Source organism: Arenibacter algicola (assembly GCF_018860365.1).
Lineage (GTDB): Bacteria > Bacteroidota > Bacteroidia > Flavobacteriales > Flavobacteriaceae > Arenibacter > Arenibacter algicola_B.
The window spans coordinates 126,028-141,814 of sequence record NZ_JAHKPO010000018.1 but is presented as its reverse complement, the minus strand read 5'-3'; the positions used below and the strand labels follow the sequence as shown (position 1 = coordinate 141,814).

Below are 15,787 nucleotides of genomic sequence, written 5' to 3'. Positions count from 1 at the left end.
AACAATTGCCCTCCCCCATTTTATCAATCAAAATAGTCCAATATGAAAAAATGTATTGTGTTGTTATTCCTATGTACAAACCTAATTGTCCTGGGACAGTCCAAAAAGCTAACACTAACGGAAGCCATAGAAATGGCGAAGAAGAACTCCCCCGAATACCAAGCCGTCCTAAACCAATCCCAAGCCAGCTATTGGAAGTACAGGACCTACATGGCCGAATTTCTGCCCCAATTTAGATTAATTGCTACGGTACCGGATTACTCCAATTCTATTCAAAGGATTACCAATGATGAAGGACAGGATATTTTCGTAAGTCAAAACCAATCGAGAATTGATGGGCGACTTGCCATTACCCAGCAAGTACCTTTTACGGGAGGAGACTTTTCCCTAATTTCCCAAATACAACGGGTGGATCGCTATGGTGATATCGAATCCAGTAATTACTCCCTAACCCCGTTTTCCCTGAATTACTATCAGAACTCCCTATTCTTTAATCCATATAAGTGGGACCGGCAAATAGAACCCTTAAAATATGAAGAATCCAAACGCGAATTCATAGAACGTATGGAAGATATTTCCCTAAGCAGTTGCCAGCGTTATTTTGGCCTTCTGACCGCGCAAATGAGATTAAAGAATTCCCAGAATAATTTAGCAACCCAAGACACCTTGTTGCAGATTGCCAAAGGACGGTTTGAGATTGGAAAAATAGCCGAGAACGAATTATTGCAAATGGAACTTGGGCATCTAAATTCAAAAAATGAAGTAACTACCAATACCATCTCCCTTAAAAGGACTTCACAAAATTTAGCCCGCTATCTGGAACTGGAAACCGAAGATATAGAACTGTTCATTCCTGAGAAATTGGTAGATTTTGATGTAAGCGTGGAGACCGCCCTGGATGAAGCTACACATAACAGAAAATCCGTGATAGAATTTAGAAGGAGACGTTTGGAGGCGGAAAGAAACCTTGCAGAAATAAAAGGCACCAATAGATTGGAAATTAATGTCAATGCCAATTTTGGATTAAACAAACGCGCCGAGGATTATGACGCCCTTTTCCAAGACTACGATAGACAACAAAACGTTTCTGTATCCTTGGGCATTCCCATTTTCGATTGGGGGGTATCCAAGTCCAGAAGAAAAATGGGAGAAGCCGATCTAGGTCTGGTAGAAACAAATATTGAACAGGAACAACAGGCCTTTGAACAGGAAATTTACCTACACATCTTAAATTGGTCAAGCAAAAGGGATTTTCTGGCTACCTCGGAAAAGGCCAAAGAGATTGCCATTAAGCGCTATCAAATTACCAAAGAGCGATATATTCTAGGAAAAATTACCATTACGGATCTTAATTTGGCGCAACAGGAAAAAGACAAGGCAGAACTGGAATACCTAAATTCTTTGCAAAATTTCTGGACAGACTACTATACCTTGAGAAAGCTGACACTTTACGATTTTATCAATGACAAAAAAATTGAAGCGGAGAATATTATTATTGATTAAAAGCCCTTGATAAAAAGAAACAGATCCAACAACCGCCCTCAAAAATTATAGGTTGGTAAAAAAGATTTTATAAGTAAGGGTCGAACAGCATAGGTTTTGTTTATAGTTTTCCTAATTTTATCACTTTAAATAACACTTCATGACCATTACACAATTGCAATATGTACTAGCCGTTGCCGAGTACCAGAATTTTACCTTAGCGGCCGAAAAAAGCTTTGTTACCCAACCTACATTAAGTATGCAGGTCCAAAAACTGGAGGACGAGTTGGACATATTAATTTTCGATAGGAGCAAAAAACCTATTACCATAACGGAAGTAGGCGCCAAAATAGTTGCCCAGGCCAAGAATATTGTCAATGAAGCCAACCGTATTAAGGACATAGTAGATCAGGAAAAAGGTTTTATAGGCGGTGAGTTTACACTTGGGATCATCCCTACCATTATGCCAACCTTATTGCCCATGTTCCTGAGGACTTTTATAAAAAAATATCCTAAGGTGAACATGATCATTAAAGAGCAAAACACGGAGAATTTAATCCGTAACCTGCAAGATGGCCATATAGATGCAGCTATAGCGGCTACGCCTTTGGAAATCGAATTTATTAAGGAACGCCCATTATATTACGAACCTTTTGTGGGCTATGTACCACCTAATCATAGGCTGGGAAAAATAACGGAATTAGTACCCGAAGATTTGGAAATTTCGGATGTGCTGCTTTTAAGGGACGGACATTGTTTTAGGGATGGCGTCATAAATTTGTGCAATGCCTCAAAAAATTATCAGGAAGAGCACTTTCAATTACAGAGCGGTAGTTTTGAAACCCTGATCAACCTTTCCAATGAAGGATTAGGGATGACCCTCCTACCTTTCCTCAATACAATTGAACTGGATGATAAAAAGAAGCAGAACCTTAAATTCTTTAAAAATCCTTCTCCCGCTCGGGAAGTAAGTCTAATTTATCATAAAAGCGAACTTAAAATACAAATTACAGAAGCATTATATGATGTTATTGCCAGTGTAGTAAGAGGTGCCATTGCTTTTCAGGATGTGAAAATTATTAGTCCGTTAAACAAATAATTATTCTATTTTCCGATATTTATACGAACATTCCTCAATACAGCCTACATTGGATAGGATAAGTCTTCCTTCGGCGAAATTCATATTAAAATTGGTCTCTATTGCATTGTTTTCACAGTGATATCTCAATGTTAGTACTTGGTCATTTGTACTGTAAACTCCAATAACAATACCACCGCAAGCCTTTTCATTGTGTGTATATGCACCATTGGCCTTAAATTCAAATATTGGTCCGTTCATCACTGTCGTCCAATTTTCGACTATATCGCCGGGGCTAATTTTAGTGGCTTCCAATTGCCATTTTCCAAGAAGTTCATTGGTAATTAGGGGCAAGGTATCTTCATCCTTACCACAACTTAGAAGGAATAGAATACATAGGTAGGTCAATTGTTTCATTATATATAATATTGGGGGTCCGCCATTATATACGGTTCAATTAGCCTAAATAGTTGTCTTTAAAGTCTAAGAAGTCTTAAAAACTAAATCTGCCACAAAGGATTATTCAAAAAAAAAGCCACCTAATACAGGCGGCTTATATCTATGCTTTCAAATAAAGAAGGCTTTGTTGCAATTCTGGTTTGTCATTAATAAATTGCTTTAACCAGAGTTTTAATTCTTCTATTTCAAATGGTAATAGTCTAGTCACTGCTTTTTCTAGTTCTTTGCAAAATAACTTTGTATCGAAACTAACCTTTTGCAGTACAGTTTTGGTGTACTCTAACATAGCTCTTGCCATATTTTAAAATAATTTTAGGTTGCTTGGACTAAGATAACCAATAAAAGGTATATATTATTGTCGTCTTTCCGTTAAATAATAGATAAAAAGATGTTAAAGTCGATGAACATACAAATTCAAATGCTTTTTTACAATAAAAAAAGGATACTTGGACAACTAATTTTAGTTGGTGCCTCAATGAGCTTTATTGGGTGTAAAACATTAAATAACAACAGGTTAAACAAAAGTATTGGCCAGCAGATAAGCTCACAAACCGCCAATAATTACTTTCAGGGTCTATTGGTCTATGACCCTGTAACAAAAGACACCTTGTATAACCATAATAGCCAAAAATATTTTACTCCGGCAAGCAATACCAAGATAATTACGCTGTATACTTCCCTTAAAACCCTACCGGAAAAGATCCCGGCACTAAAATATATTGTAAAAAATGACACCCTTTATATGGAAGGTACTGGCGACCCAACTTTGTTGCATACTTATTTTGGTGACAGTACCGCAATAAAATTTGCCAAGAACTACAAGAACGTATCCCTCTATCTCAATAATTTTGAGGAAAGTAGGTATGGTCCAGGTTGGGCCTGGGAGGATTATGACCTCTATTTTAGCCCGGAAAGAAATAGTATTCCCTTATACGGCAATGTTGTAACCATTGCCAATAACGAGAATTTGGAAGTTATCCCTGAACATTTCAAAAACCAAGTAGTGCCCATTAGTTATGGAGTAAATCGGGAATTGTACAGCAATACCTTTTATTTCGACCCTCAGAGAAAAGATACCTTGGAGAGTCCCTTTATGATAGATAGCACACTTACAAAAACCCTCTTGGAAGAAGTCCTCCTTAAAAAGGTCAATATTGTACAAAAGATGCCGAATGCGGAAAAACAGGTATTGTACAGTGTATCTTCGGATTCTGTGCTTAAAAGAATGATGGAGGTAAGTGATAATTTTCTTGCGGAACAATTATTAATTTTGAGCTCTTCTACCCTTTCGGATACCCTAAATAGTGCTAAGGCCAGAAAATATGTTTTGGACAATTATTTACAGGAACTTGAACAACCACCACGATGGGTAGATGGTTCGGGGCTTTCACGATACAATTTGTTTACACCTGGAACAATGGTCTATGTATTGAATAAAATGTACCAAGAAATACCAAGGGAACGCTTATTCAACTTTTTCCCCGTTGGCGGCCTTACCGGGACCTTAAAAGGGAGGTTTAATGGTGATGACCGCCCATATATTTACGCCAAAACCGGATCACTTGGCAATAATTACTGCCTTAGCGGATATCTAATAACCCAGTCTGGAAAAACTTTAATATTTAGTTTTATGAACAACCATTTTACCAAGAGCAATAGTGAGGTAAAACAACATATGGAATCTATTTTTGAAATGATCAGGGACAATTATTGATCCAAGACCTTAATATGATCTACTTTGTCCGCAAATTTCAACAATAACAACTTGATTTTAGGGGCAATATGGGTTTTGCAAAATGGCTTATATGGATTTTTATAGTAATAGTCTTGAAAGGCTTTATCGGAAATTTTAAATTCCCTGAACGGTAGAACTTTAGTTACCAGGGGACTTTTAAAATTTTCCTGAAATTTCTGCAATGCCAAGTTCGATTTTTCGTAATCCGTGGTGTTAAAAGTATAAATGGCAGAACGGTATTTTTTTCGCATGCTATGCGCAGAAGTCGATTTATGGGTAAAAAGATGTATCAAAATTAAATCTTCCATACTAATACCCCTGTGATCATAATGAACAATTACAGCTTCGGAAAAGGAAGACTCCTCCCCTTCCGAAGCTACAAAACCTTGCTCCACACTTATTATTCCCTTTAAGGATTTATAGACAGCTTCGGTACACCAGTGGCAGCCACCTCCAAAGGCAATTTTATGATCAGTTTCCATAATGGTTTGGTCGTATTACTTGTTGGAAAATAACCCATTCATTTTAGCGTATTGTAGTAGCATAATGGTCTTGGCATCTTTAATTTCACCAGTTTGTATCATTTTCACAGCTTTGTCAAAGCCCAACTCCAAGACTTCAATATTTTCTGTCTCCTCCTCAGCACCTCCCCCCGCGCCTATCTTCATTTTTTCTTCATATGATCCAATAAAAAAATAAAGGATCTCGGTTACGGAACCTGGCGACATATAGGATTCGAATACTTTCTCTACCTTGTCCAATTTATAACCTGTCTCTTCCTCGGTCTCTCTTTTTATACAGTCTTCGGGATGGTCTCCATCCAATAATCCGGCACATACCTCTATCATCATTCCGGAATCATTACCATTTATATAGGTAGGCATCCTAAACTGTCGGGTAAGTATTACCGTTTTGTTCTTTTTATTGTACAACAAAATGGCCGCTCCATTTCCTCGATCATAGGCTTCTCGGGATTGGGACTCCCAACTGCCGTCCTCCCTCTGATACTCAAAAGTTATCTTTTCAAGTGTATACCAGTTATCGGACAATAACTGCCTGTTTATGTTTCTTACTTTTTTGTTGCTCATTTCTAGGAGATTCTAGTATTCATACAAAGCTAGAGATTTTTAGACCCTCGGGAACGGTAAAAGAAAGTATTGCACCACGATTGTGAGATGAAATACTCTAATGGTTTATGATAAATGAATTGCCTTGTCATTTAGTCGGAGTTCCTATTTCAATTGCTTCATTGCCACTGCTTCTCGCAATAACGGATAGAGTTCTATAAACAAATATGCTCAAGGTAAACATTCATCCTTCAATATTCATTTTTTCAGCCTCCTACCCTTACACAGTAATGGCCTTGTTCAAATACCTTCTAAAGGGCAGCATTTCCGTATAAACCGAGATTACCTTCTCCTTAAAACCAGGTTGTAATATTTCTTTCTGGGTCAAGGGATGCATAACGGCAAAGGTTTTATTGCGCAATAGATCTATATGGGGATGGTCATTGGAAAAACCTTTAGGTGCCAGCTTTAGGGTTTCATCCACAACCAATTCCCCAAAGGTTTCTTTAAATGATTTTTTATTCAGAATTTTTTTGAGTTCTTCCCCGTCATAATCAATGGCTTCGCGAATACTGCGCAAGGTTTTTGGATCTGGTCTCCAAATTCCGCCGGCCAACATAGACCGACCAAGTCCAATCTCAATATAAAAATCACCCGTATTGGGCGCCTTGTCCAACCCGGCCCCAAAATGGTCCTTGTAAGTAGGTTTATTGGGGTGAAACATTAAATTATTATTGATTCGATTTATTCCTTTCTTGCCTGGCGTACTATAGTATTCATTATCCACGGCCGCTAATGCAAGATCCAAATCATTCAACCATCCTATATATTCATCCCTAACTTCTTTGTACCATTTTCGGTTTTTATCCATCCACTCCTTGGAGTTATTCTGGTTGAGCTGGGTCAGAAATTGAAACAGGGAAGTGAAATTCATTAATAGGAAATGTTATTATGGGTAATATTAGGAATTCATATTTTCTTTAAAATCGGTTATCCCCATCCAATAGGTCGCCCAAGCCGCCCAAAATACTGCCTTCCCCTTTGTCTTTTCCTCCTATTGGAATAGATGCCAAGACCCTTCCGGCCAACCGGCTAAAAGGCAAGGACTGAATATAAACAGTACCAGGCCCCCTTAATGTGGCATAAAACAATCCCTCACCACCAAAAATGGTGTTCTTGATTCCTCCTATAAATTCTATATCATAATCCACATCCTTGGTAAAGCCAATAATACAGCCCGTATCTACTTTTAAGGTTTCGCCTGGGCCCAATATTTTTTTAGCGGTGGTACCACCAGCGTGTACAAAAGCCATTCCGTCTCCCTCCAATTTTTGCATTATGAATCCTTCACCTCCAAATAGACCGCGCCCCAGTCTCTTTGAAAATTCTATACCCACTGAAACCCCTTTTGCCGCACACAAAAAAGCATCCTTCTGACAAATGAATTTGCCTTGAAACTCGCTTAGGTCTATCGGAATAATTTTTCCAGGATAAGGAGAGGCAAAGCTTACCTGCTTTTTGCCATGACCTATGTTTAAAAATGCTGTCATAAATAGGCTTTCTCCTGTAAGCAAACGTTTTCCGGCCGAGAATAATTTCCCTAGGACCCCTGTATCCTGATTGGAACCATCTCCAAAAATGGTATCCATTTTAATGTCGGAATCCATCATCATAAAACTCCCAGCTTCCGCCACAACGGCCTCCTGCGGATCCAATTCTATTTCCACATATTGCATTTCCTCCCCGTAAATTACATAGTCTATTTCGTGTGCGTTCATACTATAACTTTAATATTTTGATTTTTTTTTCAGACCATAAGTAACAAAAACAAGCGTTTTGTTACAATGTTGGATTAGTATTTTGGTACCTGGCTTCATTGATCAATTCATCCATTAGTACATTGATTGACTCATTGATTTATTAATAAATAAGGGCATTAACCTTTAACCTTAAGGGTCCATTCAAAATTAAAAGTAGAAACTACAATCCCTTCTTCGTTGACCCCAACCGATTTCATCCAGACGGTCTGCCCCTCGCCTGTTTCGATGGTTTTTTTAATGGCATCCGCAATAAGGTGGCCCTCCTCACAGGTAAAGGTAATTTTTCCTGTCGCTTTTTTTGAGAAATTAGCATTGTTATTGGCCACTAGCATGGAAATATTCCTTCCGCTCTTTCTAATCTGGTTCATGACCATAGCTCCTGTAGTTAACTCAGCTGCCATTCCTTGAACGGCCCAAAACAAAGATTTAAACGGATTTTGATTTATCCATCTATGCCTAACCGTTACAATGGCCTTCTTTTCATCAATGTACCTTAATCGTACTCCTGTCCACCATACGGCGGGGAGTTTAAAAAAGCTGAACATGTTAATTTTACTTGCATCGGAAGCCATAGTTGTAGTTTAATTTACATCAAAAGTATATAAAATGTACGAACCTACAATTGTTAATAAATTGTTAAATTTTAGTACTTGGTTTTGCATAGTACCTTCTTTTAGATATATATTTGCATAGAAAGTTATTAGGTTTAAAAAGATCAGTCCATAAAAATAGCCTGGTTTAGCACCTAAAGATAGATTTAGCTACCACCAGATATTTTAAACGAGACACATGGCAAAGTAGCTATAGCAACCACTGGCAACACTAATTACAAAGCAATGACCGAAACACTGAGCAAACACGAAAAAAATTTGGCGGCAATAATACACGCCTCTACCTTTTCCAAGTATATTATTCCCTTTGGGAATTTCCTGCTTCCCCTAGTACTGTGGACAGCAAATAAAAAGGATTATAACTTCGTGGACCAAAATGGCAAACAGGCTTTAAATTTTCAAATCAGTCTCTTATTATATTCCATTATCCTAGGTATTTTCACTATTCCTTTTTTTATAGGAATTATACCGGAAATATTTCATCTGGGCGATTTTAACTTTTCCAATTTAAACGAATTCAACGGTCTTAATTTCGATTTCGACTTTCATCCATTCCATATGGGAAAATTGCTTTGGCCATTGGGAATAGCGGGAATTGCACAGCTGGGACTTTTCTTGGTAAATATAGTTTACACCATCTTGGCCACCATTCGTACCAGTGAAGGACTAGATTTTAAATATCCGATAAGCATTCAATTTATTAAATAATGTATAATACAATTAGTACTCATCACACTAATTCGAGAGTTTATTCATCCAATCAATCAAAAGTGAAACAGTAAAATGCGGACATCAAAAAAACGAACAGTTAAATTATTATAATCATGCAACTATGAATATTGAAAATACAAAAGCACAGATGCGCAAGGGAGTCCTGGAGTACTGCATACTTTCCATTCTCAATGGGGAGGATAAGTATACCTCCGAAATTTTGGACACCCTAAAAGACGCTAAAATGCTGGTGGTAGAGGGTACCATTTATCCATTGCTCACAAGACTAAAAAATGCGGGACTTCTTAACTATCGTTGGGAAGAATCTACCTCGGGTCCCCCAAGAAAGTATTATACCTTAACAGAAACAGGTAAGCTTTTTCTAAAAGAACTGGATACCACTTGGGATGAATTAAGAAATGCGACGAACCTCGTAACCAAAACAAAAAACAACTAAGAAATGAACAAGACAATAAATATAAATCTGGCCAATTTATTCTTTCATATAGATGAAGTAGCCTATACTAAACTTCAACGCTATTTAGAGGCCATAAAACGTTCTTTTGCCAATACAAGTGGTAGTGACGAGATAATAGCGGATATAGAGGCCAGAATTGCCGAACTGTTCCATGAAAAAATGGAAAACGAAAGACAGGTAATCACAGAAAAAGAAGTGGACGAAGTCATAGGCATTATGGGACAACCGGAAGATTATATGGTTGATGAGGACATTTTTGAGGATCAACCCAAAACTTCCAAAATCCCTGGACGGGTAAGAAAATTATATAGGGACATAGACAACAAATATATAGGAGGGGTATCTGCCGGGCTTGGGCATTATTTTGGTATAGACGCGCTCTGGGTTAGATTATTATGGATTTTGTTGACCATCTTTAGCTGGGGTGGGTTTGTATTTATCTACGGTCTATTATGGATACTAATCCCCGAGGCCGTAACTACTGCCCAGAAGTTGGACATGCGTGGCGAAGCGGTCAACATTAGTAATATTGAAAAAAAAGTAAAGGAAGGTTTTGACGATGTAGCCGAAAAAGTAAAAAACGTAGACTACGAAAAAGTGGGAAGCAAGGTAAAGGACGGTAGTCGAAGTTTCTTTAATGCCATTGCCGATATCATCATGTTTTTTTTTAAGATCATTGGCAAATTTATTGGGATTATCCTTATAATAATCGGTGCTGCGGGAATTGTTGCCTTGTTCGTAGGTATGTTTACCGTAGGAATTTTAGACATCGTACACCTTCCCGGAATAGATTTTTACTATATGGTAAATTCCACGAACACTCCGGTATGGCTGGTGTCCGTTCTTGGCTTTTTTGCTATTGGGATTCCCTTTTTCTTTCTTATGTATTTAGGCCTTAAAATTTTGGTGAATAACCTAAAATCTATCGGGAATATCGCAAAATTTACACTTTTGGGAATGTGGTTGATCGCCATAATTCTATTAGCAGTCTTTGGTATAAGGCAGGCGGCTGCCCATGCCTACACAGGAAGTGTTTCCACAGAAAAAGAACTGGCCTTCCAGTTACCGGAACAGCCCATAAAGATTAGCTTAAAATCTTCTCGCCTCCAAAATAATGGCAATGGCATTGGTATTAACGGTGTGGTACTGGATTATACAGAAAATGGGGAAGAAGTATTGGTATCGGAAGATATTCGTATCAACTTAAAAATGTCCAAAGATTCTATAGCAAGGTTAGAAGTACGCAAAAATGCGAATGGCAATACCTTTAAAAATGCAACCGAGACGGCCAATAATATCAACTATGGTTATGAAATACAAGGGAATACAATAATCTTGGACGATTTTTTAACTACGGCCAAAGAGAATAAATATAGAGACCAAGAGGTAAGGATATATCTCTATCTACCGGTGGGTACCGTATTGACCTATGAAAGCGACAATAATCATTGCTGGATAATGAGTGCGCCATTGGATCGCAACATGTCAGGTTGTAAAATGACCAAATACCAATGGAAAATGGAGGACAGTGGTGAGTTGATATGTCTAAATTGCCCCGTAAAAGAAGAAGATAATGATGATAACAGTAATGGTAAAATTATTATCAATGAAGATGGGGTGGATATTGATTTAAAAGGGGATGGAGATAGTTTTAAACTTAAAATAGACGACAAGGGAGTACAGATCAAAACCAACGAGACCAAAAGTACCGATTTAAAAAAGGATACTGTTCAGTAGACTCTTTTAACAACTCAGTAATTTATAATGTGGCCAAAAAAACCTAATTCATAATTTTAAACAAACCATAAAATAGTAACTTTAATCAATCCTTGAAATACTCGCCCCCCAAGAGTTCATTACAAGACTCAAAAACAACAATCATGACAACACTAGCAAGAATTACCATCGTACTTATTTTGGCAATCCTATTTTCTTCCTGCGGCTTTGATATCAATATCGGACATGGCAAAAAAGGCAATGGAATTGTTAAAAAAGACAACCGCAGGGTGACTTCCGAATTCACGGCTATTTCAGTTTCTGAAGGCTTGGACGCTTATGTTACCCAAGGCAATGATTTCGAAATTGTAGTAGAGGCCGACGAAAACATTATAAACCTGATTGGAACTGATATCAAAAATGGAACCTTAAGGATTCATGCCATTGAAAATATTGGTAGGGCTACAAAAAATGTATATGTAACTCTCCCTGTCATCACGGCCTTGGAAACTTCCAGTGGTGCCGGCCTATCTACCAAAAATGAAATAGAGGCCGAAAGCATTGAATTGAGCTCCAGCAGTGGTTCCAATCTTCAAATTGAGCAACTCAAGGCCTACAATGTAATAGCGGAATCCAGCAGTGGCGCCCATATTAGAGTGGCCGGGGAAACAGAAACGCTTAACAGTAGTGCCAGTAGTGGCTCTGGAATAAAAGCTGAAAATTTAAGCGCGGCCAATTGTAATGCCAGTGCAAGTAGTGGTGCCGGTATTACGGTAAACGCATCCGAAACCTTAATAGCAAAAGCTAGTAGCGGGGGAGACATCCGCTATACCGGAAATGCAAAAGTAGAACATAAAAAATCGAGCTCCGGAAGTGTCAGTGCATTATAAAAGCTAGACCAAATATTAATAAGGATTCCACCTTCTTAAAATTTACAAAACCTACTGAGATTTCAGTGGGTTTTCATTTTCCAATACATCATCTTTCTTTATATTCGTTCCATAAATTATGTTATGAAAATAAAGATCAAAAAATATGTACTTCCGCTAAAGCACACTTTCAGTATTTCCAGGGAATCCCATGATTTTCAAGATTCTATGATCGTTGCCCTGGAACTGGATGGCAAAACGGGCTTTGGGGAGGCAACATCCAACCCCTACTACAAAATAACCTTCGAAACCATGCAGGCGGAGATTGAAAATGTCAGGGAGGAAATAGAGGATTTCAATTTTAGGGAACCCGAGGCCTTTCATGCGTTCTTGGTATCCAAAAACTTGAGCAATTTCGCTATCTGCGCATTGGATCTTGCCGCCAACGACCTGTATGGTAAAATATTGGGCAAACCATTATATGAAATATGGAATACGGACAACAGTAGTTATCCTATAACCAATTATACCATTGGATTGGACTCCATTGAAAAAATGGTGGCCAAGATGAAAGAAATGCCTTGGCCCATATATAAGATTAAACTAGGTACTGATAAAGATGTCGAGATAGTAAGGGAACTGCGCAAACATACCGATGCCATTTTCAGGGTAGATGCCAATTGTGCCTGGACAGCGGAAGAGACCATTGCTAATGCCCCATTATTGAAGGATTTGGGCGTTGAGTTTTTGGAACAACCGCTTAAAGCCGATGATTGGACAGGAATGGAAGCGGTGATGCATCAAAGCGTTCTGCCCGTAATAGCCGATGAAAGCTGTATAGTGGAAAGCGATGTGGAGAAATGCGCATTACATTTTAACGGAATCAACATAAAACTTACAAAATGTGGTGGCCTTACCCCGGCAAGGCGAATGATTAAAAGGGCCAAGGAATTAAACCTGCAGGTAATGGTGGGCTGTATGACAGAATCCACTGTTGGTATTTCGGCCATTGCCCAACTAATTCCACAATTGGATTATGTGGATATGGACGGCGCCATGTTGTTAAAGGAAGATATTGCCGACGGGGTTATCATTCAGGAAAATGGAAAAGTAATCTTTCCTACCTCTGGTGGAAGCGGAATACGTTTGCGTTGATGACTATTTATACTGATGGGTTCCCAGGTAGGGAATTGGATTTGGACCGCAAGAAATTTTTGTATTTTGGAGGCACTTCCTATCTAGGACTGCAGACCGACGAGGCTTTTCTGGAAATTTTTATTTCCAATATCAGGAAATACGGCACCAATTATGGAGCATCCAGAAAATCCAATGTACGTATTTCAGTTTTTCAAGAAGCAGAACACTATTTATCCCAATTGGTGGGTTGTGAGTCCAGCGTCACTTTATCTTCTGGTTATTTGGCAGGACAATTGGTAAGACAAACTATGGATACCAAGGAGCATAGACTGTTCTATGCCCCCAATACCCATTCTGCCCTCTATTCCCCTACTCCATCAACAAAGCTAAAACCATATATCACTTTTACGGCCTTGAACATTGCCGTTAGAGCCCATTTGGAAACCAATAAAGAAACTACTCCCGTGGTATTTTTGGATGCCATTGATTTTTCAGGGGCCAATTATCCCGATTTTGAAGGATTGCGAACGCTACCTTTGGAAAGTATTATTCTGGTAGTGGACGACTCCCATGGAATTGGAATTGTAGGCGAAAATGGTGGAGGTGTTTTTCGCAGCTTGAAGGAATTAAATCCTAAAGAACTCATTGTTTGTTGCTCCTTGGGAAAAGGGTTTGGGATTCAGGCGGGGTCCGTTTTTGGAACTAAGAAGAGAATTGAACAGTTTACGAATACTCCTTTTTTTGGCGGGGCAAGTCCGGCGGCACCTGCAGCTGTGGCCTGTCTTATGGACGGAAAGACGCTCTTCCTTGAAAAAAGGGCTATTCTCATCAATAATATGGACTTATTCAAGTCCAATGTTAAAAATTTGGATAGATTTAAATTCATGGAGGGTCATCCGGCCTACAGCTTTACGGATGAAAAGCTTGTAAATTACCTGGAACGGCAAAATGTTTTGGTGACCAGTTTTCGTTATCCCGATGAGGATTCACACCTTATGAGCAGAATTGTAATAAGTGCCCATCATAAAAGGGAGGATATCCTTCTATTATGTAATATTATTAATTCCTACTTATAAAACGAAGCGGCCATCCTTTTTGGATGGCCGCTCTGTTTAACAATTCCCTTATATAAAATTAATTATCCCACCATACTGGGGTAACCGGGGTTTGTTGATTGGCCAAAACATTGGCCTCATTTCTATTCAACTCGGTTGAAGGATAAATAGCCCTTCTGAACCATTGTCCAAAAAACTCACTATCATCACTTGCTTCCTCCAATCTTATTTGCAGACCCGTGAAGACATCCGCAGAAAAATCATATCTTCTATAATCCACGAAAGTCTCTGGATTCAAAAAGTTATTTATGTATTTTTCCTTCATGATATGATGCAACATTAAACCTGCTTCACCAACGGCAATAGCGCCATCGGCCAAGTAATCGCTTCCGTCCACATCGTACATCTCCATACTGGCCGAAATACCTTCCATGTAAGCGTCATATGCCGCCGTAGTAGAACCTGTACTTGTAGTGTTGCCTCCGTTGGCCAAGAAAGCAGCCTCCGCCTCAATAAATTTGGCTTCTGCATAACTGATCAACAATAGAGGAGAATCTACACTGGTATAGTAACCATCGGTTTTAAAACGAGTGTTGGCATCACTACCGTCCGGGGCTACACCCGCTCCACCGCTCACAAATCCTTTCCACTCCGCTTCGTCCCCATTTTCGGCAAATATGGGCAGTCTTGGATCTATAGTAAGCGCTCCACTTTCAAATGGATAGTAATCCCCGTTCATAGAACTCACCAACTGGCTAGCTATATCGTTGCTCAGGTTACCTGTAGACCTAGCTAAAATTTCCGCAGAGTACCAAGGGTTGATGTTTTTCTCATTGTACGACATCTGAAAATTATCGTCATTGGAAGTAAAACCGTTGGCAATTGAAGTTAAAACCTCGCTGGCAGTAACAGTACCTTTGTTAACCAAATGCAACTGATATCTTGCTTTAACGGTATAGGCCGCCCTTAACCATTGATCGGAATCACCCCCGTAGATAAGATCCGAGCTTCCCAAATTAAAGCCCGAGTTATCTGGACCTTCCAACGCAGTAATGGCGGAATTTAGGAGCGTGAATATTTCCGTGTAAATTGCTTCTTGGGTATCAAAGGTTGGAAAATTATTATCCGGGCCGTCTGTAGCATCCGAATAGGGTATATTATCCCAAGTATCGGTAGCTATTCCAAGATTTATGGCAATAAGAATATCCGATATAGCTCCAATGTGTGTGGCATTGCTCTCAGCAGCCTTCTCCTTAATTGCCTTAAGATTAGGCAAAATATAAAGGTAAACCTGACTCCATAAGCCACTTGCTTCTGTTTGTCCTGCAGCTCCACCTCCGGTAGATACAAAATTCTGTACATAATTTCCAAAGGCCAATTCGGCAGATCGCTGACCTTCCATGGTGCTATGAATTACCGGTGCCATTAAATCCTGCATTCTCAACTCCTCCAAAGTTGCTGTATTGGAAGGGGTATTTACATCAAAATAATCATCACTACACGAAATCTGCGCAACTAAAAGAAGTGATAAAATTCCTGTTTTTATAATATTGTTTTTCATGTTTATCA

General features: G+C 38.9%; 17 protein-coding genes. 9 read left to right on the top strand and 8 right to left on the bottom strand.

The annotated features are described in order from the left end of the window. The first annotated feature begins 42 nt into the window (after window positions 1–42). Entirely contained in the window at window positions 43–1,503 is a 1,461-nt protein-coding gene (locus KO529_RS16060; RefSeq protein WP_215948885.1) for a TolC family protein, read from the top strand. A 139-nt stretch (window positions 1,504–1,642) separates the two neighbouring features. After that, window positions 1,643–2,581, top strand: a complete 939-nt coding sequence (locus tag KO529_RS16055; protein ID WP_215948884.1) for a LysR substrate-binding domain-containing protein — start codon at window positions 1,643–1,645, stop codon at window positions 2,579–2,581. Here the strand turns inward: KO529_RS16055 and KO529_RS16050 are convergent, their stop codons facing one another. Beyond that, a complete protein-coding gene (locus KO529_RS16050; RefSeq protein WP_215948883.1) occupies window positions 2,582–2,977 on the bottom strand; it encodes a hypothetical protein in 396 nt (131 codons plus the stop codon). 142 nt (window positions 2,978–3,119) lie between these two features. Continuing rightward, window positions 3,120–3,317 carry a hypothetical protein gene (locus tag KO529_RS16045; RefSeq protein ID WP_031443636.1) on the bottom strand — a complete coding sequence of 66 codons (198 nt, stop codon included), beginning with the start codon at window positions 3,315–3,317 and terminating at the stop codon, window positions 3,120–3,122. A gap of 102 nt (window positions 3,318–3,419) precedes the next feature. On the opposite strand from KO529_RS16045, the gene KO529_RS16040 reads away from it, so the two are divergent. Beyond that, window positions 3,420–4,733, top strand: a complete 1,314-nt coding sequence (locus KO529_RS16040) for a D-alanyl-D-alanine carboxypeptidase/D-alanyl-D-alanine-endopeptidase (protein ID WP_252734434.1) — start codon at window positions 3,420–3,422, stop codon at window positions 4,731–4,733. On the opposite strand, the gene KO529_RS16035 is transcribed toward KO529_RS16040, so the two are convergent. The 5 genes from KO529_RS16035 to KO529_RS16015 all read right to left on the bottom strand — a co-directional run bounded on the left by KO529_RS16035 (window position 4,727) and on the right by KO529_RS16015 (window position 8,213). Then, a complete protein-coding gene (locus tag KO529_RS16035; protein ID WP_215948882.1) occupies window positions 4,727–5,236 on the bottom strand; it encodes a peptide-methionine (S)-S-oxide reductase in 510 nt (169 codons plus the stop codon). The genes KO529_RS16040 and KO529_RS16035 overlap by 7 nt on opposite strands. A gap of 15 nt (window positions 5,237–5,251) precedes the next feature. Next, window positions 5,252–5,842: a GDP-mannose pyrophosphatase NudK gene (gene nudK, locus KO529_RS16030; RefSeq protein WP_215948881.1), complete on the bottom strand. Its 591-nt coding sequence runs from the start codon at window positions 5,840–5,842 to the stop codon at window positions 5,252–5,254. Window positions 5,843–6,101: 259 nt separating this feature from the next. Continuing rightward, entirely contained in the window at window positions 6,102–6,755 is a 654-nt protein-coding gene (locus KO529_RS16025; protein WP_215948880.1) for a DUF2461 domain-containing protein, read from the bottom strand. A gap of 46 nt (window positions 6,756–6,801) precedes the next feature. Further along, the gene (locus KO529_RS16020) at window positions 6,802–7,599 is read right to left on the bottom strand and encodes a TIGR00266 family protein (protein ID WP_215948879.1); all 798 of its coding nucleotides are present in this window, start codon (window positions 7,597–7,599) and stop codon (window positions 6,802–6,804) included. A gap of 158 nt (window positions 7,600–7,757) precedes the next feature. Further along, on the bottom strand, window positions 7,758–8,213 hold the full coding sequence (locus KO529_RS16015; protein WP_215948878.1) for a DUF4442 domain-containing protein: 456 nt from the start codon (window positions 8,211–8,213) through the stop codon (window positions 7,758–7,760). A 264-nt stretch (window positions 8,214–8,477) separates the two neighbouring features. On the opposite strand from KO529_RS16015, the gene KO529_RS16010 reads away from it, so the two are divergent. From KO529_RS16010 to KO529_RS15985, 6 genes are all read left to right on the top strand, one after another. Continuing rightward, window positions 8,478–8,960, top strand: a complete 483-nt coding sequence (locus tag KO529_RS16010) for a DUF4870 domain-containing protein (RefSeq protein ID WP_215948877.1) — start codon at window positions 8,478–8,480, stop codon at window positions 8,958–8,960. A 124-nt stretch (window positions 8,961–9,084) separates the two neighbouring features. Further along, window positions 9,085–9,420 (top strand): PadR family transcriptional regulator, encoded by a 336-nt coding sequence (locus KO529_RS16005; RefSeq protein WP_215948876.1) that lies wholly within the window; start codon window positions 9,085–9,087, stop codon window positions 9,418–9,420. A 3-nt stretch (window positions 9,421–9,423) separates the two neighbouring features. After that, the gene (locus tag KO529_RS16000; protein ID WP_215948875.1) at window positions 9,424–11,178 is read left to right on the top strand and encodes a PspC domain-containing protein; all 1,755 of its coding nucleotides are present in this window, start codon (window positions 9,424–9,426) and stop codon (window positions 11,176–11,178) included. 143 nt (window positions 11,179–11,321) lie between these two features. Continuing rightward, window positions 11,322–12,047 carry a head GIN domain-containing protein gene (locus tag KO529_RS15995; protein WP_215948874.1) on the top strand — a complete coding sequence of 242 codons (726 nt, stop codon included), beginning with the start codon at window positions 11,322–11,324 and terminating at the stop codon, window positions 12,045–12,047. Between the two features lie 123 nt (window positions 12,048–12,170). Further along, window positions 12,171–13,181: a dipeptide epimerase gene (locus KO529_RS15990; RefSeq protein ID WP_215948873.1), complete on the top strand. Its 1,011-nt coding sequence runs from the start codon at window positions 12,171–12,173 to the stop codon at window positions 13,179–13,181. After that, window positions 13,181–14,239, top strand: a complete 1,059-nt coding sequence (locus KO529_RS15985) for a pyridoxal phosphate-dependent aminotransferase family protein (RefSeq protein WP_215948872.1) — start codon at window positions 13,181–13,183, stop codon at window positions 14,237–14,239. Before KO529_RS15990 ends, KO529_RS15985 begins: the two co-directional genes overlap by 1 nt. A gap of 58 nt (window positions 14,240–14,297) precedes the next feature. Here KO529_RS15985 and KO529_RS15980 read toward each other — a convergent pair whose 3' ends face one another. Next, the gene (locus KO529_RS15980; protein ID WP_215948871.1) at window positions 14,298–15,779 is read right to left on the bottom strand and encodes a SusD/RagB family nutrient-binding outer membrane lipoprotein; all 1,482 of its coding nucleotides are present in this window, start codon (window positions 15,777–15,779) and stop codon (window positions 14,298–14,300) included. Between the last annotated feature and the right edge of the window lie 8 nt (window positions 15,780–15,787).